Genomic DNA, 20133 nt, shown 5'->3' with positions numbered 1-20133 from the left:
TTTTGCTTTGGCCATGCCTCAGCACTTTTTGTTGGATTTGCATGTCGACTTCTGAATTGGCTATCAAGCCCAGGCTGGCCCTGTTTGACCTGGACCATACGCTGCTGCCGCTGGACTCCGACCATGGCTGGGGCGAGTTTTCCATTGCCATCGGCTGGTGCGACCGGGAGGAGTTCGGGCGCCAGAACGACGCCTTTTTTGACGACTATCTGGCCGGCCGTCTCAACATCCCCGACTATGTGCGCTTTGCCACGGCTGCCGTGGTTCAGCGCGGCGAGGCTGCAGCCACGGCTGCGCACGAGCGCTTCATGGACGAGGTGATTCGCCCGGCGATCAAGCCTGCCGCCCTGGCCCTGGTGCAGCAGCACCTGGATGCGGGCGACACCGTGGTCATCACCTCGGCCACCAACGAGTTTGTGACGCGCCCCATCGCCCAGGCCTTCGGCGTGCAGCATCTGCTGGCGACCGAGTTGGTGCGTGATGGCAGCGGCTGGTTCACGGGCGAGATTGACGGTATTCCCAATATGCGCGAGGGCAAGGTCGTGCGCATGACCGAATGGCTGACCCAGCGCGGCCTGCGCTGGGAGGACGTCGAGGCGACCTTCTACAGCGACTCCATGAACGATGTGCCCCTGCTTGAAAAAGTGGATCACCCGGTGGCCACCAACCCCGATGCGCGCTTGCGTGCCCTGGCCGAGGAACGCGGCTGGCGCATCGTGGACCTATTTAGCGAAGCACCATGATCAAGACCATTATTGACAAGCTGCTGGGCAAGGCGCCCGCAGCCCCCCGCTCGCGCAAGCCCAAGTTCGGCAAGCGTGAGGAAGTGCCGGTTCAGGTGCATGGCATAGACCCGAATCTGGTGGACCGTCGCGCCATCGATGTGGTGCAGACCCTCAAGCGCTCGGGCTACGAAGCCTATATCGTCGGCGGCGCCGTGCGCGACCTGCTGCTGGGCCTGCGTCCCAAGGACTTCGACGTGGCCACCGATGCCACGCCCGAGCAGGTCAAGAACCTGTTTCGCCGCGCCTTCATCATCGGCAAGCGTTTTCGCATCGTGCACGTGGTCTATGGCCGCGGCCGCGAAAACGAAGTCATCGAGGTTTCCACCTTCCGTGCCTTTCTGGACAACAGCGCGGCCGAGCAGGTCAGCGGCAATGAACGTACCAGCAAGAATCAGCTCGCAGGACTGAAGCATGCCGTGGATGCCAGCGGCCGCGTGCTGCGTGACAACGTCTGGGGCCCGCAGGACCAGGACGCCACGCGCCGCGACTTCACCATCAACGCCATGTACTACGACCCCGAGACACAGATCGTGGTCGACTATCACGGCGGCATTGCGGATGCCAAGAAGAAGGTGCTGCGCATGATCGGCGATCCGGCCACGCGCTACCGCGAAGACCCGGTGCGCATCATTCGGGCCGTGCGCTTTGCCGCCAAGCTCAGCGGCAAGGGCTTCAAGCTCGAAGCCAAGACTGCCAAGCCCCTGGTCGAGTGCGAGCCGCTGCTGCAGGAAGTGCCGCAAAGCCGCTTGTTCGACGAAATGCTCAAGCTGCTGCAGACCGGTCACGCGCTGGCCTCGGTGGCTCAGCTCAAGGAGCTGGGCCTGTCGCGTGGCATCTATCCGCTGCTGGACGTGGTCATGGAGCGCGCCGACCATCCCTTCGTGCAAGCCGCACTGATGGATACCGACCGCCGCGTGGCCGAAGGCAAGCCGGTTGCGCCCAGCTTCTTGCTGGCCTGCGTGCTGTGGCAGGACGTCAAGCAGGGCTGGGAAAAGCGTCTGGCCAAGAGCTATCACCCTTTCCCTGCGCTGCAGGAGTCTATCGACGAGGTTTTCGATCAGCGCATCGGCGATGTCTCGGGCCGGGGCAAGCTGGCTGCCGAGATGCGCGAGATCTGGGTCATGCAGCCGCGCTTTGACAAGCGCACCGGAGCCACCCCGCACTCCATGGTGGCGCAGCCGCGCTTCCGCGCCGGCTTTGACTTCATGCGCCTGCGTGCCGATATCGGCGAGGTCGAGGAAAGCCTGGCCAGCTGGTGGCAGGAGTTCCAACAGGCCGATGATGCCCAGCGCGATGATCTGATTGCCCAGGCCCGCGACGAACAGCGCGCCCGCCAGCGTGCCCAGCAGCAAACGGCGCCCAAGGTGCATCGCGTGACCAAGAAAAAAGCCGAAGGCGAGCAGGACAGCCCGCTGGATCAGGTCGCCTCAGAAGGCGATGCCGCCGCGCCCAAAAAGCGCCGTCGCCGTCGCCGCAAACCATCCGCCGGTGCTGCTCCGGTCGCAGGTGGTAATGAATAAACCGGCCGCGCTGGCGTCCGACACGGTTGCGGTTGGTCTCGGGGCCAACCTCGGAGATGCACGCCGGACCCTGTCCTGGGCCGTGGCGGCGATGGCCGGGCTGGCCCGGACCGAGCTGTTGGCGGTGTCCTCGCTCTACAGCAGCAAACCCATTGATTCGTCCGGGCCTGACTATCTGAATGCGGTGGCGTTGCTGCGTACCGGGCAGGAGCCGCTGGATCTGCTGCATGCGCTGCAGGCGATCGAGCTGCAGGCCGGACGCGAGCGCCCCTACCGCAATGCACCGCGCACGCTGGATCTGGATATCGAGCTATGGGGCGACCGGTACTCGGATGCTACCGAGCTGACCCTTCCCCACCCGCGCATGTGGCAGCGTGCCTTTGTGCTGCTGCCGCTGGCCGAAATTGCGCCCGGCTGCGTGAGTGCCGAACAACTGCAGGCAGTGGCAGACCAGGGCATAGAGCGCAGCCTGGCCCAGGGCTGGTGGATAGAGCAGTCAGCGTAGTTTAGATTTGATAGCTTCTCGCGCTTGCCTGGCAAGCGATTGAGGCTGAAACTAACTAGAAAAGCCCCGGAGCCGTCAGGCTGCCGGGGCTTTTTTATCAGTGCCAGGACTCGTCAGTCGACCTTGGCTCCGGAGGCCTTGACGATGGGCTGGTACTTGGCGCGCTCGGCGGCCATGAACTTGTCGAATTCGGCGGGCGTGGAGCCCACGGGTTCGGCCATCAGGGCGTTGAAGCGGGTCTTGGTTTCCGGTGCTTGCAGAGCATCATTGAAGGCCTTGCTCAGCTTGTCCAGCACGGGCTTGGGGGTGCCGGCCGGGGCAACCAGTCCCCACCAGGTGTCGATGGCAAAACCGGGGTAGCTCTTGGACAGCGCGGGCACGCCGGGCAGCAGCGGCGAGGCATTGAGCGAAGTCACAGCCAGAGCCACCAGCTTGCCGCTCTTGATATTGGGCGCGGCCGCAGCCAGGTTGTCGATATTGAAGTCCACCTCGCCGGACAGCAAGGCCAACTGGGCGGGGTTGGCGCCACGGTAGGGCACGTGCAGCGCAAAGATGCCGGCCTTTTGCTTGAGCATCTCGCCTGCCAGATGGCCTGCGGAGCCATTGCCGCCGCTGCCGTAGTTGAGCTTGCCGGGATGGCTCTTGGCGTAGGCGATCAGATCGGCCACGCTATGGATCTTGAGTTGCTCGGCCTTGGCGGCATTCATCACCAGCACATTGGGCACGCGCACCATCTGGGTGATGCCGGCAAAGTCCTTGCCCGCGTCATAGGGCATCTTGGTGTAGAGCCAGGGGTTGACGGCATGGGTGGCCGTGGCGGCCAGGCCTATGGTCAGGCCGTCGGGTTGTGCCTTGGCAATGGCGTCGGCGCCGATGTTGCCGCCAGCGCCAGCCTTGTTATCGATGATGACGACGCCCAGGGAATCGCGCACTCGCTCTGCCAGCGCGCGGGAGGTGATATCCAGCGGACCACCGGGCGCATAGGGCACGATCAGACGGATGGGTTCTTGGGCCTGGGAGAGGGGAGAGGCCAAGGCAGCAACGGCCGCCATGACCGAGAGAAGGCTGTTTCTACGGTTCATAGAGCTCTATTGTGCAAAAAATTGCAGCAGCTCCGGAACTGGCGGTTACTTGTGCAAGAAAATTGCGCGTAAACCCTGATGCGGCATGGAATGCATCGGGGTTTGCGCAAAACAGCGTTCTTACTTGTCCGCTTCGGAGGTAAAGGCGTCGGCGTAGAACTCTTCGGCAGGCAGCGCGCGTTCGCTGGTATAAGCGGCGCGGGCCGAATCCACGACGATGGGAGCGCCGCAGGCATAGACCTGGTAGCCGGACAGGTCGGCAAAGTCGTCCAGCACGGCCTGGTGGACAAAACCGGTACGGCCCGTCCAGGCATCCTCGGCCAGGGCATCGGAGATCACGGGCACATACCTGAACTGGGGCATGGCGGCCGTGTGCTCGGCAATCCAGCTGGCGTCATACAGGTCGGTGGGGCGGCGGCCACCCCAGTACAGCGTGACGGGGCGGTTGATGCCCTTGTGGCGCATATGCTCGATCAGTGCCTTGATAGGGGCAAAGCCCGTGCCCGAGGCGAGCAGGATGATGGGCTTGTCCGAGTCCTCGCGCAGGAAGAAGCTGCCGAACGGGCCCTCCACACGCAGGATTTCCTTTTCCTTCATGCCGCCGAAGACATGATCGGTGAACTTGCCGCCTTCCATGTGACGGATATGCAGCTCGATGCCGGGCGCCGTCTCCTGCACATGGGGCGCGGTGGCCATGGAATAGGCTCGGCGGGCACCGTCTCGCAGGATGAACTCCACATATTGGCCGGCGTGGTAGCGGAACTTCTCGCTGGCCGGCAACTGCAGGCGCACCTGCATCACGTCATGCGACTTCTTCTCGAGAGCGGCCACGCGCACGGGCATCTTCTTGATGGGGAAGGAGCTGGCGTCCGTGACCTGGCGCGACTCCAGCACCACATCGCTGTGGGGCGTGGCGCAGCAGGTCAGCACATAGCCGCCGGCTTCCTCTTCGGCTGTCAGAGCCTTGTCCGAGTGAGTACCGTGGCTGACTTCGCCGCTGAGCTTCTTGCACTTGCAGGAGCCGCAAGCACCGTCCTTGCAGCCATAGGGCAGGCCGACGCCGGTGCGAATGGCCGCGGCCAGAATGGTTTCAGCGTCCTGAGTGGCAAAAGCACGTCCGCTGGGCTGGACGGTAATTTCAAACGAAGCGTGGGCAATCTCGGTCATGACGTTTTGGTTATCCTTGAAGGCGTATCCGGCAGCCTTTTTTGTCGGCGCTGCTGCTGTCGCAGCAACGCCAGTGGCTCCTTAGATCTTGTACGCAGCAGGTCCCGATTTTGCCTTCAAACCAAAGCCCATTGGGCGCGCTGCCAGCGCGCTTTCGTCGTGAACGCTTATTGATCGTCGGCCACGGCGATGTGGGTCAGCGCGTGGCCCGATTGCTGGTCGCTTCAGGCCGTGGCAGGCACGGCATTCAGGTACTGGCCTTGAGCCGCAGCCCAGGTCGGGCCGAGCAACTGCATACCCATGCCGTGAGGCCTTTGTGGGGGGATCTGGATGATCCGGCAAGCCTGCGCAGGCTGGCAGGCATTGCGACGCGGGTGCTGCACCTGGCGCCGCCTCAGGCACCGGCTGCCGGGGATGAATGCTCGTGGCTGGACTCCCGCACCACGGCTCTCATGCGGGCACTGCGCCTGCGCAGCCTGCCGCGCAGTCTGGTCTATGCATCGACTTCGGGGGTCTATGGCGACTGCGAGGGGCAGTGGGTGGCCGAAACCCGGTCCGTCGCGCCGACGACTGCCAGAGCTCAGCGCCGCGTGAATGCCGAGCTTGCGGTGCGCTTTGCAGGGCGCTTGGGTCTGCGGGCCAGCATATTGCGCATTCCCGGCATCTACGCACCTGATCGTGAGGGCGGTACGCCCCGCGCCCGGCTGCAGCGTGGCACGGCCGTGCTGAAGCCCGAGGACGATGTCTATACCAATCATATTCATGCCGACGATCTGGCGCGTGCCTGCCTGCTTGCGCTGTGGCGCGGCAAGCCGCAGCGCATCTATCACGCCAGCGACGACACGCAGTTGAAGATGGGAGATTACTTCGATCTGGCGGCCGATCTCTACGGCCTGGCCAGGCCGCCGCGCATTTCGCGCGAGCAGGCGCAGACAGAACTGCCCGCAAGTCTGCTGAGTTTCATGAGCGAGTCGCGGCGGCTGTCGAATCAGCGGCTCAAGCACGAATTGCGGCTCAGGCTGCGCTATCCCACGGTGACCGAGGGCCTGCAAAGCTAGGCAAAGCACAGAGCACGATCCTCAAAAATTCACGTGGCCAGGCAATGGGCGGCAAGCAAGCGCCGCCGCGCAGCTAAGCTGTCGCCCCCTGGGGGAAGGCGCACAGCGCCTCAGGGGGATTACGGTATCGGATGCACGCCGCCGCGGTTGTCATAGCAGCGAAAGACATTGCAGTTGACGATCTTGGCGGGCGGCTGCGATGGCGTGGGACGTGCCGGCGGGTAGCGGTTGGGATAGCCATAGCCCCACTGCGGGCGGTTGATGGCATTGGGCTGCAGCGCCCGGCTTTGCTGCAACTGCTGGTAGGCGGCTGCGCCCAGGCAGCTCATCTCCATCTGGGCCTGAGCCGCCTGGCTGCGCTCACCCCAGGTGGCCGGGTCGGGGCTGGCTTCGGCCAGTATGGCGTTGTAGCGCTCGCGGGCCTGGCGGCAGGCGGGCGTGTTTTCCAGATTGGCTACGGCCCGGGCCTGGGCTTTCTCGGCGGCCTCGCGTTCCTTGCGCTCCTGCTCTTCACGCTGGCGGCGCTGGGCTTCGTCGCGCGCCATCTGGGCCTTGCTGCGTTCCCGCGCCTGGCTGGCATTGGCACGCTCGGCCGCAATTTCCTCGGCGCTTTGCGCCGCCTGAATCTGTGTGCTCATTTCGCCCGAGATGCAGCGGCCGTTGGTATAGGTCACCTCGCCGGTCTTGGCATCGACACAGCGCATGACCTGAGCCTGGGCCGTGCCTGCGATCAGCACCCAGCCCAGCAGCAAGCCCAGCGGCAGTTTGCGCATGGTGACGGCGGGAGATAGGGGCTCTGGCATGACCGCTCCTTCAAAGGCGTTTGAGTGCCTGCAAATTATGAAGTGGCGGCAAGAAAAGCAGAAGCGGCGCCGTGCCGCAGCATCCGGTCAGCGCCAGTCACCGCGAGGAGGAAAGCCTTGCTGCTGACCTTCGCGCTGGCGTTGCTGCTGGCGCTGATCGCGCTCACGTTCGCGGTCTTGCTGCTGGCGGTCGCGGGCCTGTTGCTGGCGATCACGTTCGGCCTGCATGCGGTCACGCTCGCGTTGCTGCGACTGCTGCTGTTGTTCGCGCTCCTGCTGGCGGCGCATCTGGTCCTGATCGCGGCGATTCTGGGATTGCTGACGATCCCATTCGCGGCGCTGCTGGTCCCGGTCGCGCTCCATCTGACGCTGCCATTGCTCGCGATCACGCATGTTCTGGGCGCGCTCGCGTTCCAGCTCGCGCTGGCGCTCCCATTGACGGCGCTCACGCTCGCGCCATGCCCAGTCATTGCGGTCCTGACCCTGGTAGACCGGGTAGGCGGGATAAGCGGGCTGGGTGCTGTAGATGGTGGTGGAGCCATAGCTGCCACCGTAGCCGCCGCCATAGCCGGAGTCGTACTCGCCGGGAACCGCGCAGGCAGTGCACAGCACAGCCAAAGCCCCCATGCTGGCCCAGCGCGTGGAGGTGGACATCATTGCCTGCAGGGATGGTTTCATGGCGTGTCTGGTGAGGTGTGGGTGGGCGTAATGCCCTGTGCTCTTAACGTCCGGCAATTGTTCCGGGTTGACTTCGCTACGTTGTATGCTCATTAAATGAGAGCTAGTTTCGCTTTGTGGCTGTGCGTTAAGAGTGGTTTTTTCTTGATTTTTCAGATTGACGCCATAGTGACCCTTTTGGCAAAAGCGCAGCCAAAGCCTCGCTAGAATGACTTCGTCTTGCGGTGAATTCCGGTTCACTGCAAAGCAGCGTTCTCAGGGCGGGGTGCAATTCCCCACCGGCGGTATCTGCGGCAATGCCTTGCATTGACTGCAGCAGCCCGCGAGCGCCTGCAGTCTCGCCAGAGCCTGCAGGGTCAGCAGATCTGGTGAGATGCCAGAGCCGACGGTCATAGTCCGGATGAAAGAGATCGCGCAGCATCGGTCCGTGATGCAGCTATCGCTGCCGCATGGGCGGGTGTATCAGCGCACGCCCTGATTCATTGGAATTTTCTGGAAATACCACCATGAATCAGACCCCCATCTCCATGAACTTTGCCACTCACGCGACTTCCGAGGGGACACCCTGGAAGGCTGTGGCCGGCCGCAGCCGCATTGCCATCATCAGCGCCAGCTGGCACACCGAAGTGGTCTATCAGGCCCGCGATGCCGCTCAGGCCGAACTCCTGGCACAGGGCGTGCAGGCCGGCAACATCACGCATTTCAGCGTGCCCGGTGCCTTTGAAATCCCGCTGCTGGCCAAGAAGCTGGCGCAAAGCGGTCGTTTCGATGCAGTGATCGCCACGGCACTGATCGTCAACGGCGGCATCTATCGTCATGAATTCGTGACCACGGCCGTGATCGACGGCCTGATGCGCGTGCAGATGGACTCCGAAGTGCCCGTGTTCTCCGCCGTGCTGACGCCGCGCGATTTTCACGAGCATGGTGATCATGTGGAGTTCTTCCGCCAGCACTTCGTGAAGAAGGGTGTGGAAGTGGCCCATGCCTGCCTGAGCACGCTGGACCAGCATGCCAAGGTGGATGCGCTCCTGCAGGCCAAGGCTGCCTGAGCGGCAGGTGTCAATGAAGGAACGCCCCAGTCTGGGGCGTTTTTCTTTGGCGCTGCTGCCATTTCGCGAGCAAGGGCTTGCGGCGGGTTTTTCCAGCACAGCCCGGGGCGCTTGCCGATCCCTGAAAACACTGATTGTTGTGCCGGTGTAGCACTCGCTGCACCTATGTGATTGCCTCATTGCCAATTGCCTGTCGCGGGGCATAAGGTTGCGTCTTGTCTCAACCGAGTGGAGTGCGCAATGAAGAATTTTGGCAAGTTGTGTATCGCGACAGTCGTAGCAGGTATGGCTGGGGGCGTGATGGCCCAGGAGCAGATCATCAAGATCGGTCATATCGGCCCGACCTCCGGCCCTCAGGCTCACTTCGGCAAGGACGATGAAAACGGCGTGCGCATGGCCATTGAGGACCTGAACGCCAAGGCCATGGAAATCGGAGGCAAGAAGGTCAAGTTCGTGCTGGTGGCCGAGGACGATGTGGCCGATCCCAAGCAGGGCACGGCGGCTTCGCAAAAACTGTGCGATGACAAGGTGGCCGGTGCAGTGGCCTTTGTGAACTCCGGTGTGGCGATTCCTTCTTCCAAGGTGTTCCAGGACTGCGGCATTCCCATGATCACGGGCGCTGCGACCAATCCCGATCTGACCAAGCCCGGCTGGAACACCACCTACCGCGTGATTGCCAACGACAACGCCCTGGGCGCGGCGCTGGCTAGCTATGCGGCCAAGAATCTCAAGCTCAAGAATGTGGCCGTGATCGACGACCGCACGGCCTATGGCCAGGGCCTGGCCAATGTGTTCAAGAAGGATGCCGCAAAGCATGGCATCAAGATCGTGGCCAACGAGTTCACCAACGACAAGGCCACGGACTTCATGGCCATTCTGACCTCCATCAAGGCCAAGAAGCCCGATGCCATCTTCTACGGCGGCATGTATGGTCAGGCCGGCCCCATGCTGCGTCAGATGGCCCAGCTGGGCATGAACGACGTCAAGATGTTTGGCGGTGACGGCATTTGCGTGACCGAGCTGGCCAAGGTGGCTGCCGGCGCCAAGCCGCTGGAGAACGTGGTCTGCGCCGATGGCGGAGCCTCCATTGCCAAGATGCCTGGCGGCACGGAGTGGAAGAAGCGCTATGACGCCAAGTATCCGGGCCAGTTCCAGGTCTACAGCCCTTACTTCTATGACGGCACCATGCTGCTGGCCGACGCCATGAAGCGTGCCAATTCATGGGACCCCAAGGTCTATATCCCCTTCCTGCAGAAGTCCGACTATTCGGGTGTGACCTCCAAGATCCAGTTCGAGAAGAATGGCGAGATGAAGAACCCCAGCTATACGCTGAGCCGCTATGTGAACGGCAACAAGACGCCTATCGACCTGAACTGAGTGCCTTGAGTGCACCAGGCCATGTGGTGTGGCCTGTTTTGCAAAGCCTGCGGATGCCTCGCATTTGCAGGCTTTTTTGCTTTCGGTCTTTGGGGGGCAGGCATGGATGGCTGCTGGCTGGGGCGTTGCACGCGAAAGGATTGCGCTAGTTCTGCATGCCCTCTAGCTGCGCGAAATACTGGCGCAGCACCTCGATGGCCTCGCGCACCTTGGCGGGCAGGCTGTCGCGGCTGGCGGTGACGGCCCAGATATCCAGCATGCCCATGTCCCAGTCAGGCAGCAGGCGCACCAGGCTGCCCGTCTCCAGACTTGCCGCCACGTCATGGGCCGAGAGCAATGCAAGTCCCAGGCCTGCTTCACAGAACTGCTGCACCGCGCTGCGATGGTTGCTGACCATGAGCGGCCGCACCTGCAGCCGGTACTCCTGCGCCGTGTCCTGCTGGCGCCATAGAAAGTCGGCCTGGGCGTCGTCGCTGCGGCTCATCTCCAGCCAGGGCAACTGTGCCAGCTCGCTGGGGTGTCGAGGCGTGCTGCCGTTGGCCTTGATCCAATGCGGCGAGGCGCAGAGCACGGTGGCGCTGCGTCCCAGGTGACGGGCCACCCAGCTGGAGTCCTGCAGATTGCCGAAGCGCAGCGCCAGATCCACGCGCGCCTGGATCAGGTCTATGGGAGCGTCATCCATGAGCAGGCGCAGCCGCAGCTCAGGATGCATGGCCAGCCACCGGCCCAGCGCCGGGGCCGCATGCTGGGTGAAACCTGCCGGGGCAGCCAGACGCAGCTCGCCGCTGGGGCGCTGATGCTCGGCGGCCAGCTCGGCGCGCGCCCGGCTGGCGGCCTCGCACATGGCGGCGCACTGGATGTAGAAGCGCTGGCCGGCATCGGTCAGCGTGAGTTGGCGCGTGGAGCGGTGCAGCAGCGTCAGGCCGGCCTCCTGCTCCAGTTGACGGATATGCTGGCTGACGGCCGAGGGCGTCATGTCGAGCTGGCGGGCGGCCGCGCTCATGCTGCCGCGCTCCACCACGGCGGCAAAAATGGCCATGCGTCTGAAATCTTCCATGAGGCTATTTTGAAGTGCTGCTTCAAGGTCATGGTGGCTGAAAGGGGTTTTTCTCGCGATTAATGGCGATTAATCTTTAGCCCTGTTGAAGATACAAGGAGTTTTCCAATGAAAGTCGCATTGATTGGCGCCACGGGTTTTGTCGGTGCCGGGTTGCTGGATGAGTTGCTGCGTCGCGGTCACGAAGTCGTGGCCCTGGTACGCAAGCCCGAGGCCGCTGCAGCGCGCGAGCATGTGCAGTTCGTCAAGGCTGACGTGCTCAAGGCCGACGAGGTGCAGCGCGCCGTGACCGGCTGCGATGCGGTGGTCAGCGCCTATAACGCAGGTTGGAGCAATCCCAATATCTATGACGATTTCATGCAAGGATCGCGCGCCATCGTGCAAGGTGTCAAGGCTGCGGGCATCAAGCGTTATCTGGTCGTGGGCGGAGCCGGCAGCCTGTATGTGAATGGTCAGCAACTGGTGGATTCGCCCGATTTTCCGGCCTTCATCAAGCCCGGCGCCTCGGCGGCGCGCGACATGTTTGCCGAGCTGCAAAAGGAAGCCGCTCTGGACTGGACCATGCTGAGCCCGGCCGTGGGCTTCCATGGCGGCTCCGATGCGCAGTCCAGGGGCCGTACCGGTCACTACCGTACAGGCAAGGACGAACCTTTGGTGCAGGCCGACGGCCAGCCCGGCGATATTTCGGTTCAGGACCTGGCCGTGGCATTGGTCGATGCCCTGGACAGGAACGAACACGTCAAGGCTCGTTTCACCGTCGCGTATTGATCAAGCCCTGCCGTCGCCCGGTCCGACCCCATTGATTGATGGGGAAAGGTCGGGCTGTCTGTCTGCTGTCATGCTGCAAGCGCACAATTTCGGGTTTTGCGGCGCCAGACGCCTGCACGCCTTGATTGCATGACAGAAACCTTGACTGCCCCTATCGAATCGACCCGATCTCCCGCCCAGGCCTGGCTCAGCGTGATTGCGCTGGCGCTGGGTGCTTTTGTCTTCAATACCAGCGAGTTTGTGCCGGTCGGTCTGCTCAGCAGCATTGGCGCCAGCTTTGACATGCAGGTGGAACAGGTGGGGCTGATGCTCACCATCTATGCCTGGGTGGTGGCGCTGGCTTCGCTGCCCTTCATGCTGCTCACGCGCAAGGTGGAGCGGCGCAAGCTGCTGATGGGCGTGTTTGCGGTGTTCGTGCTCAGCCATCTGCTCTCGGGCGTGGCCTGGAGCTATGCGTCCCTGGTGATCAGCCGCATCGGCATTGCGCTGTCGCATGCGGTGTTCTGGTCCATCACGGCCTCACTGGCCGTGCGGGTGGCGCCTCCGGGCAAGAAGGCCATGGCGCTAAGCCTGCTGGCCACGGGTACTTCCGTGGCCATGGTGCTGGGTATTCCGCTGGGCCGCATCGTGGGTGAATGGCTGGGCTGGCGCATGACGTTTCTGGCCATTGGCGCGGTGGCGGCGGCGGTGATGCTGGTGCTGGGCAAGCTCTTGCCTCGGCTGCCCAGCGAGAACGCAGGCTCCCTGTCCAGTGTGCCCATGCTGTTCAGGCGCCCGGCCCTGGTCGGCATCTATGTGCTGCTGGTGGTGGTGATTACCGGCCAGTTCACGGCGTATAGCTATATCGAGCCCTTTGTGCAGGACATCGCCGGCCACGCCGGCGATGTGACCACAGCTGTGCTGCTGCTGTATGGCGGCATGGGCATTGTGGGCAGCGTGCTGTTCGGCTGGTTCGGTCTGCGCTTTCCGCGCGGCTTTCTGCTGGCATCCATCGGCGTGCTGGCGCTGAGCCTGTTGCTGCTGGTCATGAGCAGCACGCATGTCTGGAGCCTGTATCTGCAAAGCTCGGTCTGGGGCATTGCCATGATCTGCTTTGCGCTGTCCATGCAGTCCAAGGTGCTGAATCTGGCGCCCGATGCCACCGATGTGGCCATGTCCATGTTCTCGGGCATTTTCAATATCGGCATTGGCGGCGGCGCGCTGCTGGGCAGCATCGTCAGCCAGCAATGGGGCATGACGCATATAGGCCTGGTGGGCGGCCTGCTGATTGCCATGGGCGGCGCGCTCTGGTTGTACATGATGCTCAAGCTGGCCGACAGCTTTCGTTTGAAGTCCTAGTTTTGTATACAAAACTGGCCTGACTCTTGCATGGGTGGTTTGTCTCAAACTTTTTAGAGAGGAAACCACCCATGAAAGCGTTTGCCGCTACCTTCACCACCATCGCCCTGGCTGCGGCCAGCCTGTCGGCCCAGGCCCAGAGTTCCGTGCAGCTCACCGGCACCATCGATAGCTATGCGGGCTCCATGAAGCTGGCAGGGCAAGAACGCGTGGCCTCGGTCGGCTCCGGCGGTCTGACCACTTCCTGGTGGGGTGTGAAGGGCGTGGAGGATCTGGGCGGCGGTCTCAAGGCCGACTTCAATATCACCAGCTTTTTTCGTGCCGATACCGGTACCCCCGGCCGCTTTGATGCCGACCCCTTTTTCTCGCGTGATGCCAATGTGGGTCTGGCTGGCAGCTTTGGCCGTGTGAGCCTGGGTCGTGGCCTGGCGCCTAACTTCCTGCCCACGGTGCTGACCAATCCGTTTGGCGACTCCTTCACGGTCTCGCCGCTGGTGCTGCATGCCAATATGACGACCGCGGCCTGGGGAGCGGACAGCCTGACCACGGCCTCCAACACCGGCTGGAGCAACCAGATCCTGTATTCCACGCCCAGCTTCGGCGGTCTCAGGGCCAATGTGCATTACCAGTTCGGCGAGCAGACCACCAGCGGCAACAAGGGCAAGAAGAATGTGGGCCTGAACCTGATGTATTCGGGCGGACCGCTGAGCCTGACTGCGTTCTACGAGCGTGCGCAGATCAGCAATCCGGTATCGCTGGCGGTGATGCCGACCAAGAGCAACTGGATGGTGGGCGGCAGCTACGACTTCAGCGTGGCCAAGATCTATGCCACTTACGGCCAGGCCAGGATCGACGCCCAGGACCGCGAGAACACCACGTACTCGCTGGGCCTGGACATCCCCGTCAGCGGCACGCCCGGCACCTTCAAGGCAGCGGCTGCACGCACCAAGTCGGAAGTGGGCAATGTCAGCGGCACACGCACCACCGTCAGCCTGGGCTACGACCATTTCCTGTCCAAGCGCACCGACGTCTATGCCGTGGCCATGTATGACCGCGTGAGCATGGACATTCCCAACAAGTCCGGCACCAGCGCCCTGGTGGGCATCCGTCACCGTTTCTGAGAACAGGTCTTGTACTGCACCAGTTTCATGCATGGGCACCTGGCTTGTGCATGAGGCGGGGCAAAGAAAAAGCCCTCGCCGGTATGTGCCGGCGAGGGCTTTTTTCATGTGCAGCAGACGCTTATTCGTCCATCTTCAGATTCTGCTTTTGCACCACGTTCTTGTAGACGGCCAGCTCTTCGGCCATCTGCTTGGCAAAGGCTTCGGGGGTGTCGGCCATGATGATGGAGCCGCTTTCCTCGATGCGCTTTTTCACATTGGGGTCCTGCACGGCCTTGCGCACGGCGGCATTGATCTTGGCCACGACCTCCTTGGGCAGGTTCTTGGGGCCGACGATGCCGTAGTACGCCATGCGGTTGACCTGGGGCAGACCGATTTCCTTGAAGGTGGGCACATCAGGCAGGGCGGCCACGCGCTGAGGGGCGGCGACGACCAGGGCCGTGAGGCGCTTTTCCTTCACAAAGGGCAGGGTGGAGGGCAGGTTGTCGAAAATCAGCGGCACCTGGCCGGCCACGGTGTCGTTCAGCGCAGGGCCGGAGCCACGGTAGGGAACGTGGGTCATCTCGGTCTTGGTTTCCAGCTTGAACATTTCCATCATCAGGTGGGTGATGGAGCCCAGGCCGGGCGATGCGTAGGAGTACTTGGCGGGATGGTTCTTGATCTCGGCCAGGAAGCTCTTGTAGTCCTTGCCGGCAAACTTGGGATTGGCCGCAATGATGTTGGGCGTGGCCGCAATGTTCACGATGGGCGTGAAGTCGGTGGCCACGTTGTAGGGAATCTTGGGATTGATGGCCGGGTTGGTTGCCGTAGTGGACACGGTGGCAATGCCGAGGTTGTAGCCATCGGGCGCAGCTCGGGCGGTTTCGGAGGCACCGATGCTGCCGCCGCCGCCGCCCTTGTTTTCCACCACCACGGACTGGCCCAGTTCGCGGCTCAGCGGCTCGGCAATGATGCGGGCGATCAGGTCGGTCGTGCCGCCGGCAGCAAAGGGAACCAGCAGGCGGATGGGCTTGTTGGGATAGGCGCTTTGTGCCTGTGCAGCGCCGCAAAAAGCCATGGCAGCCAGAACGGTGGCTGTGAACTTGAACATCAATGTCTCCTTGAAAAGTGTGATTGGCAGTGCATCTCTGGTGAAATTGCCTGCGGTTTTCGGGGCTTGGGCCCTCTTTTGTTGTCAGGAGGTTGCTTTGGCCGTGAAGGCCTCAAACCACTCCTTGCTCATGCAACGCAGCAATGGCGTTGTCATCAAGTCCGAATTCGCGAAGCACCTCATTGGTGTGCTGACTCAGGGCGGGCGGTGCGCGGCGGTAGGTAACCGGTGTGGCTGAAAGGCGCATGGGATTGGAAACAGTGGCAATGTGGCCAATGCCGTCGCCTGCATTGCGCGGCAAGCTTTGCTGAATACCGCGCGCCTTGACTTGTGGGTCTTCAAATGCCTGTGCAATGGTGTTGATGGGGCCGCATGGCACGGCTTTGTCTTCCAGCAGCGCAATCCAGTCAGCCGTGCTGCGCTCAAGCATCTGTGGCTTCATCAACTCCAGCAGTGCCGCACGGTTCTGTACACGGGCGGTATTGGTGGCAAAGCGTGCATCCAGGGCCCAGCCGTCCTGGCCGATGGCTGCGCAAAAGCGCGCGAACTGACCGTCATTGCCTATGGCCAGCAGCACATTGCCGTCCAATGTCGGAAAGTCCTGATACGGCGCCAAGCTGGGGTGGATATTGCCGGCGCGGCTCGGCGCCTGGCCGGTGGCCAGAAAGCCTGCAGCCTGGTTGGCCAGCACGGCCATGCCCACGTCCAGCAGCGCCATATCGATGTACTGGCCCTGGCCGGTGCCGTTTCTCGCATTGTCGCGGGCGTTGAGCGCGGCCAGGATGGCATTGCTGGCATAGAGCCCCGTGAACACGTCGATTACGGCCACGCCGACCTTGAGAGGGCCTCCGCCGGGTTCGCCATCTGCATGGCCGGTGATGCTCATTAGGCCGCACATGGCCTGCACCATGAGGTCATAGCCGGCGCGCTCGGCATAAGGGCCGTCCTGGCCAAAACCCGTGATGGAGCAGTACACGAGGCGCGGGTTCAGCGCCTTGAGACTCTTATAGTCCAGACCGTATTGAGCGAGCCCCCCGGTCTTGAAGTTCTCCACCACCACATCGGCCTCTTGCGCCATGCGCTGCAACAGGGCCCGGCCCTCGGGGTGTGCCATGTCCACGGTGAGGCTGCGCTTGTTGCGGTTGCAGGCCGTGAAGTAGCTGGCTTCGCGCGTGTCGTTGCCCGCATCGTCCCTGAGGAATGGAGGGCCCCAGTGGCGCGTATCGTCGCCGGCAACCGGGCGCTCCACCTTGACCACGTCGGCCCCCAGATCGGCCAGCATCTGAGTGGCCCAGGGGCCCGCCAGCACGCGCGACAGATCCAGCACCTTGATACCTGCCAGTGCGCCCGTGGAAGTGCTTGTCGATGCGTTCATGTCGGAGGAGTCCAGAAACCGGGTGAAAAACTATAAAAACAGGAGCTTCTTGCGCTTTATTGGTATGAGTTTTGATGCAAAAACTATTCAAAATCCATGCCAATAAATCGGTTGAAGCTAGTAAATAGATAGCAAAAAAGAGGCTCGAATCTCTACCATCGCCCCACGTGAAGGGCAGCAAGCAAGAGCCGCCTCGCGGCGAAGCTGCCGTCCCCCTCCCATAGCGCAAAGCGCGTAGAGAGAGGGGGCGCCCGGCCAGGGGAAGCGGCGGGGCCGCCCAGGCGGGGCCGCCTAGGCACAGCGGCTCAGGGGGTGTCAGTTAAATGCAGCGATGCCGGTCTGGGCACGACCCAGAATCAGTGCGTGCACATCGTGAGTGCCTTCGTAGGTGTTCACCACTTCCAGGTTCACCAGGTGGCGAGCCACACCGAACTCGTCGCTGATGCCGTTGCCGCCCAGCATGTCGCGCGCCATGCGGGCGATGTCCAGCGACTTGCCGCAGTTGTTGCGTTTGACCAGAGAGGTGATCTCGATCACGTTCTGGTGTTCGTCCTTCATGCGGCCCACGCGCAGCGCGGCTTGCAGGCCCAGCGTGATTTCGGTCTGCATATCGGCCAGCTTCTTCTGGATCAGCTGGTTGGCGGCCAGGGGACGGCCGAACTGCTTGCGGTCCAGTGTGTACTGGCGGGCGGTGTGCCAGCAGTCTTCTGCCGCACCCAGCGCGCCCCAGGCAATGCCGAAGCGGGCGCTGTTCAGGCAGGTGAACGGGCCCTTGAGGCCGCGCACGTCGGGGAAGGCGTTTTCTTCGGGGCAGAACACATCGTCCATCACGATTTCACCAGTGATGGAGGCGCGCAGACCAACCTTGCCGTGAATGGCAGGGGCGGACAGACCCTTCATGCCCTTTTCCAGCACAAAGCCGCGGATCTGGCCCACAGTGCCGTCCTCGGAGACTTCCTTGGCCCAGACCACGAACACGTCGGCCACAGGGCTGTTGGTGATCCACATCTTGTTGCCCTTGAGGCGATAGCCGCCGTCGACCTTGTAGGCGCGTGTAGCCATGGAGCCGGGGTCGGAGCCGTGGTCGGGCTCGGTCAGGCCGAAGCAGCCGATGAACTCGCCCGAAGCCAGCTTGGGCAGGTATTTCATCTTCTGCGCTTCGGTGCCGAACTCGTTGATGGGCACCATCACCAGCGATGATTGCACGGAGGCCATGGAACGATAGCCCGAATCAACACGCTCGATCTCGCGCGCCACCAGGCCGTAGCTCACATAGTTCAGACCCGCGCCACCGTATTGCGTGGGGATGGTGGGGCCCAGCAGGCCCAGCTCGCCCATCTCGCGGAAGATGCTGACGTCCACGGACTCGTTGCGGAACATGGCTTGCACGCGAGGCTTGAGCTTGTCCTGGCAGTACTCGCGCGCTGCGTCGCGGATCATGCGCTCGTCTTCGGTCAGTTGCTGGTCGAGCTGGAAGCAGTCGTCCCACTGGTAGCCATTGGCCATGTTCATCTCCTGAATGCAAGGTGTCGGGTTGCAGGCGCATTTCCGCCTGAGTGCTTGCACACATATTAGATTTGCAGAACAAGGGCTGGCAAACGATGAATAATCATCTATGGATGAGTAAAACGCATGTATAAGCGAATTATTCAGGGTTTCCCCTTCGTTTTGAGATTGATTGATGCGTTCTAAGCACAAGAGATATGCGTAGAGTTCTCCCTTCCACCCAGGCCCTGGCCTGCTTTGAGTCGGCCGCCCGCCATGTCAGCTACACCAAGGCTGCGCAGGAGCTGTCGCTGACGCAAAGTGCCGTCTCGCGCCAGATCATTGCGCTGGAGGAGTTTGTGGGCGTGGCGCTGTTCAAGCGCACACGCCACGGCGTGCTGCTCACCGATGCGGGACTGCATTACGCCAAGCAGGTGGGACGCTGGCTGCAGGGGCTGGAGCGCGACACGCTGGATCTGATGAGCCATCAGGGTGAGGGCGGCCCCATCAATCTGGCGGCCGTGCCCACCTTTGCCACGCGCTGGCTGCTGCCGCGCCTGCCGCAACTGGCACAGCAGCACCCCGACATCACTGTGCATATCGATGTGCAGACCCGGCCTTTCCTGTTTGCCGACACGGTGTTCGATGCCGCTCTCTACGCGGGCACGCCCGAGCAGGTGGCCCGCTGGCCCGGCGTGCAGGCGCAGTGGCTGATGGACGAGGAAGTCGTGCCCGTGTGCAGCCCGCAACTGCTGGCCACGGCCCAGCAGCGTGATCCAGGCCGTGCCTGGCTGCCGGTCGGCCCCGAGGTGATTGCGCGCCTGCCGTTGCTGCAGCAAAGCACGCGCCCCCAGGGCTGGCGTCAGTGGTTCGACGCGATGCATGTCGATGCACCGCGCGCGCTCGACGGCATGCGGCTTGAGCTGTTTTCCATGCTGGCCGTGGCTGCCAGCCAGGGTCTGGGCGTGGCGCTGATCCCGCTCATGCTGATCGAGCAGGAGATTGCGCGCGGCGATCTCATCGTCGCCTGTCCCCAGCCGCTGCGCGGCAACCGCGCCTATTACCTGGTCACGCCCGAGCTGGCGGCCGAGGCACAACCGTCGCCGGCGCTGCGGGTGTTCAGCCAGTGGTTGCAGGGCCGCGCACAGGAAATTCGTGGTGGAAAAACAGCGTGATTGAACTGGCTGCGTTATGTCTTTTTTTAAGGCGAAGCTTGAAGCGCTGATGAGTAGTAGTACATCGGCAGCGATGCGCTGCATCCAGTGGCTCTGGCTCTTGAGGATTGGCTCGGTAAAGGCTCTGCTAAAGGTTGGGCGCACGATCTGTGCGTAATTGAGGCTGCCCAGAATAATGGTCAGCAAAGCAACGGCAGCGATGTCTTGACGTAGCAATCCGGCGGACTGACCTTCCTTGATCAAGGCCACACTCTGGAACAAAAAGGTCTCTAGCGGCCGGGTATGAGCCTGTTCAATGCGCTCGGAATTGTCCAGCAGCTCGCGAGTAATGAGTTTGAAGCCCGCAGGGCTGGCCTGCATCCATTCGATCTGCAGCAAGATGAAGGCCTGCAGGCGCTGTTGCAGCAGGTCCTCGGACTGGACGCCTTGCTCCATGCGCTGCATCAGCTCGTGTGCCTGAGCCTCGAGCACGGTGCGGTACAGCACTTCCTTGCTGGGAAAGTGGTGCAGCAGGCCGGGGTTGCCAATTTGGCAGTCCCGGGCGATGGCCGATAGTGATGCCCCCTGAAATCCGTGGTCGGCGAAATGCTGTTCGGCACGATCCAGGATCAGTTCTTTACGAGAGAGCGGTTTGCAGGGCATCCAGTGATTATAGGAATGGGAGGGTGCAGGCCGGAGGGCAGCGCGTGTGCTGTGGCTC

Annotated in this window: 19 protein-coding genes, 1 pseudogene and 1 riboswitch; of the genes and pseudogenes, 11 read left to right on the top strand and 9 right to left on the bottom strand. The window is 62.5% G+C overall.

The features are described from left to right. Positions 1-41: 41 nt before the first annotated feature. From V8Z78_RS13500 to folK, 3 genes are read left to right on the top strand one after another with little or no spacing between them, the layout of a single operon-like run. Positions 42-743, top strand: coding sequence for an HAD family hydrolase (locus V8Z78_RS13500; protein ID WP_349731539.1), 702 nt, complete (start codon positions 42-44; stop codon positions 741-743). After that, positions 740-2305, top strand: a complete 1566-nt coding sequence (gene pcnB / locus V8Z78_RS13495; protein ID WP_349731538.1) for a polynucleotide adenylyltransferase PcnB — start codon at positions 740-742, stop codon at positions 2303-2305. The genes V8Z78_RS13500 and pcnB overlap by 4 nt, the downstream gene beginning before the upstream one ends. Beyond that, positions 2298-2810: a 2-amino-4-hydroxy-6-hydroxymethyldihydropteridine diphosphokinase gene (gene folK, locus V8Z78_RS13490; RefSeq protein WP_046461558.1), complete on the top strand. Its 513-nt coding sequence runs from the start codon at positions 2298-2300 to the stop codon at positions 2808-2810. Before pcnB ends, folK begins: the two co-directional genes overlap by 8 nt. Positions 2811-2923: 113 nt before the next feature. Here the strand turns inward: folK and V8Z78_RS13485 are convergent, their stop codons facing one another. Together V8Z78_RS13485 and V8Z78_RS13480 are read right to left on the bottom strand one after the other, a co-directional pair. After that, positions 2924-3892 (bottom strand): Bug family tripartite tricarboxylate transporter substrate binding protein, encoded by a 969-nt coding sequence (locus tag V8Z78_RS13485; protein ID WP_012839449.1) that lies wholly within the window; start codon positions 3890-3892, stop codon positions 2924-2926. Between the two features lie 120 nt (positions 3893-4012). Further along, positions 4013-5059: a CDP-6-deoxy-delta-3,4-glucoseen reductase gene (locus tag V8Z78_RS13480; protein ID WP_349731537.1), complete on the bottom strand. Its 1047-nt coding sequence runs from the start codon at positions 5057-5059 to the stop codon at positions 4013-4015. 110 nt (positions 5060-5169) lie between these two features. Here V8Z78_RS13480 and V8Z78_RS13475 point away from each other — a divergent pair, with 110 nt between their 5' ends. Next, a complete protein-coding gene (locus tag V8Z78_RS13475) occupies positions 5170-6117 on the top strand; it encodes an SDR family oxidoreductase (RefSeq protein WP_280008094.1) in 948 nt (315 codons plus the stop codon). Between the two features lie 119 nt (positions 6118-6236). On the opposite strand, the gene V8Z78_RS13470 is transcribed toward V8Z78_RS13475, so the two are convergent. Both V8Z78_RS13470 and V8Z78_RS13465 read right to left on the bottom strand, forming a co-directional pair. After that, positions 6237-6920 (bottom strand): DUF4124 domain-containing protein, encoded by a 684-nt coding sequence (locus V8Z78_RS13470; protein ID WP_003069066.1) that lies wholly within the window; start codon positions 6918-6920, stop codon positions 6237-6239. 87 nt (positions 6921-7007) lie between these two features. Continuing rightward, positions 7008-7598, bottom strand: a complete 591-nt coding sequence (locus tag V8Z78_RS13465; RefSeq protein WP_046461560.1) for a hypothetical protein — start codon at positions 7596-7598, stop codon at positions 7008-7010. Positions 7599-7845: 247 nt separating this feature from the next. Next, positions 7846-8014, top strand: a riboswitch (FMN riboswitch). Between the two features lie 90 nt (positions 8015-8104). Between V8Z78_RS13465 and V8Z78_RS13460 the strand changes: the two genes are divergently transcribed. Together V8Z78_RS13460 and V8Z78_RS13455 are read left to right on the top strand one after the other, a co-directional pair. Beyond that, positions 8105-8647 carry a 6,7-dimethyl-8-ribityllumazine synthase gene (locus V8Z78_RS13460; protein WP_003069072.1) on the top strand — a complete coding sequence of 181 codons (543 nt, stop codon included), beginning with the start codon at positions 8105-8107 and terminating at the stop codon, positions 8645-8647. Between the two features lie 240 nt (positions 8648-8887). Next, a complete protein-coding gene (locus V8Z78_RS13455) occupies positions 8888-10024 on the top strand; it encodes a branched-chain amino acid ABC transporter substrate-binding protein (RefSeq protein ID WP_003069075.1) in 1137 nt (378 codons plus the stop codon). A gap of 145 nt (positions 10025-10169) precedes the next feature. Here the strand turns inward: V8Z78_RS13455 and V8Z78_RS13450 are convergent, their stop codons facing one another. Next, complete coding sequence (locus V8Z78_RS13450; protein ID WP_057093106.1) at positions 10170-11081, bottom strand: LysR family transcriptional regulator; 912 nt, start codon at positions 11079-11081, stop codon at positions 10170-10172. Between the two features lie 108 nt (positions 11082-11189). On the opposite strand from V8Z78_RS13450, the gene V8Z78_RS13445 reads away from it, so the two are divergent. The 3 genes from V8Z78_RS13445 to V8Z78_RS13435 all read left to right on the top strand — a co-directional run bounded on the left by V8Z78_RS13445 (position 11190) and on the right by V8Z78_RS13435 (position 14308). After that, on the top strand, positions 11190-11849 hold the full coding sequence (locus tag V8Z78_RS13445; RefSeq protein ID WP_012839444.1) for an NAD(P)-dependent oxidoreductase: 660 nt from the start codon (positions 11190-11192) through the stop codon (positions 11847-11849). A gap of 129 nt (positions 11850-11978) precedes the next feature. Beyond that, on the top strand, positions 11979-13187 hold the full coding sequence (locus V8Z78_RS13440; protein WP_057093104.1) for a sugar transporter: 1209 nt from the start codon (positions 11979-11981) through the stop codon (positions 13185-13187). A 71-nt stretch (positions 13188-13258) separates the two neighbouring features. Beyond that, the gene (locus tag V8Z78_RS13435; protein ID WP_003069082.1) at positions 13259-14308 is read left to right on the top strand and encodes a porin; all 1050 of its coding nucleotides are present in this window, start codon (positions 13259-13261) and stop codon (positions 14306-14308) included. A 121-nt stretch (positions 14309-14429) separates the two neighbouring features. On the opposite strand, the gene V8Z78_RS13430 is transcribed toward V8Z78_RS13435, so the two are convergent. The 3 genes from V8Z78_RS13430 to V8Z78_RS13420 form a co-directional block, all read right to left on the bottom strand. Next, positions 14430-15398: a tripartite tricarboxylate transporter substrate binding protein BugE gene (locus tag V8Z78_RS13430; RefSeq protein WP_012839441.1), complete on the bottom strand. Its 969-nt coding sequence runs from the start codon at positions 15396-15398 to the stop codon at positions 14430-14432. A 112-nt stretch (positions 15399-15510) separates the two neighbouring features. Further along, the gene (locus tag V8Z78_RS13425) at positions 15511-16773 is read right to left on the bottom strand and encodes a CaiB/BaiF CoA transferase family protein (protein WP_057093100.1); all 1263 of its coding nucleotides are present in this window, start codon (positions 16771-16773) and stop codon (positions 15511-15513) included. Positions 16774-17088: 315 nt separating this feature from the next. Beyond that, positions 17089-18279: an acyl-CoA dehydrogenase gene (locus tag V8Z78_RS13420; protein ID WP_003069087.1), complete on the bottom strand. Its 1191-nt coding sequence runs from the start codon at positions 18277-18279 to the stop codon at positions 17089-17091. A gap of 197 nt (positions 18280-18476) precedes the next feature. Here V8Z78_RS13420 and V8Z78_RS13415 point away from each other — a divergent pair, with 197 nt between their 5' ends. Then, positions 18477-19433, top strand: coding sequence for a LysR family transcriptional regulator (locus V8Z78_RS13415; protein WP_349731536.1), 957 nt, complete (start codon positions 18477-18479; stop codon positions 19431-19433). Positions 19434-19715: 282 nt separating this feature from the next. Then, on the top strand, positions 19716-19988 hold the full coding sequence (locus V8Z78_RS13410; protein ID WP_349731535.1) for a hypothetical protein: 273 nt from the start codon (positions 19716-19718) through the stop codon (positions 19986-19988). On the opposite strand, the pseudogene V8Z78_RS27145 reads toward V8Z78_RS13410, so the two are convergent. Beyond that, positions 19968-20075 (bottom strand): annotated as a pseudogene (locus tag V8Z78_RS27145) (TetR/AcrR family transcriptional regulator); the annotation flags it as partial. The gene V8Z78_RS13410 and the pseudogene V8Z78_RS27145 overlap by 21 nt on opposite strands. Positions 20076-20133: the final 58 nt, after the last annotated feature.

This window comes from Comamonas sp. wu1-DMT, assembly GCF_040187805.1.
Taxonomy (GTDB): domain Bacteria; phylum Pseudomonadota; class Gammaproteobacteria; order Burkholderiales; family Burkholderiaceae_C; genus Comamonas; species Comamonas thiooxydans.
Note: the sequence above shows the minus strand (reverse complement) of the source record. Positions and strands in the feature narration are given on the sequence as shown.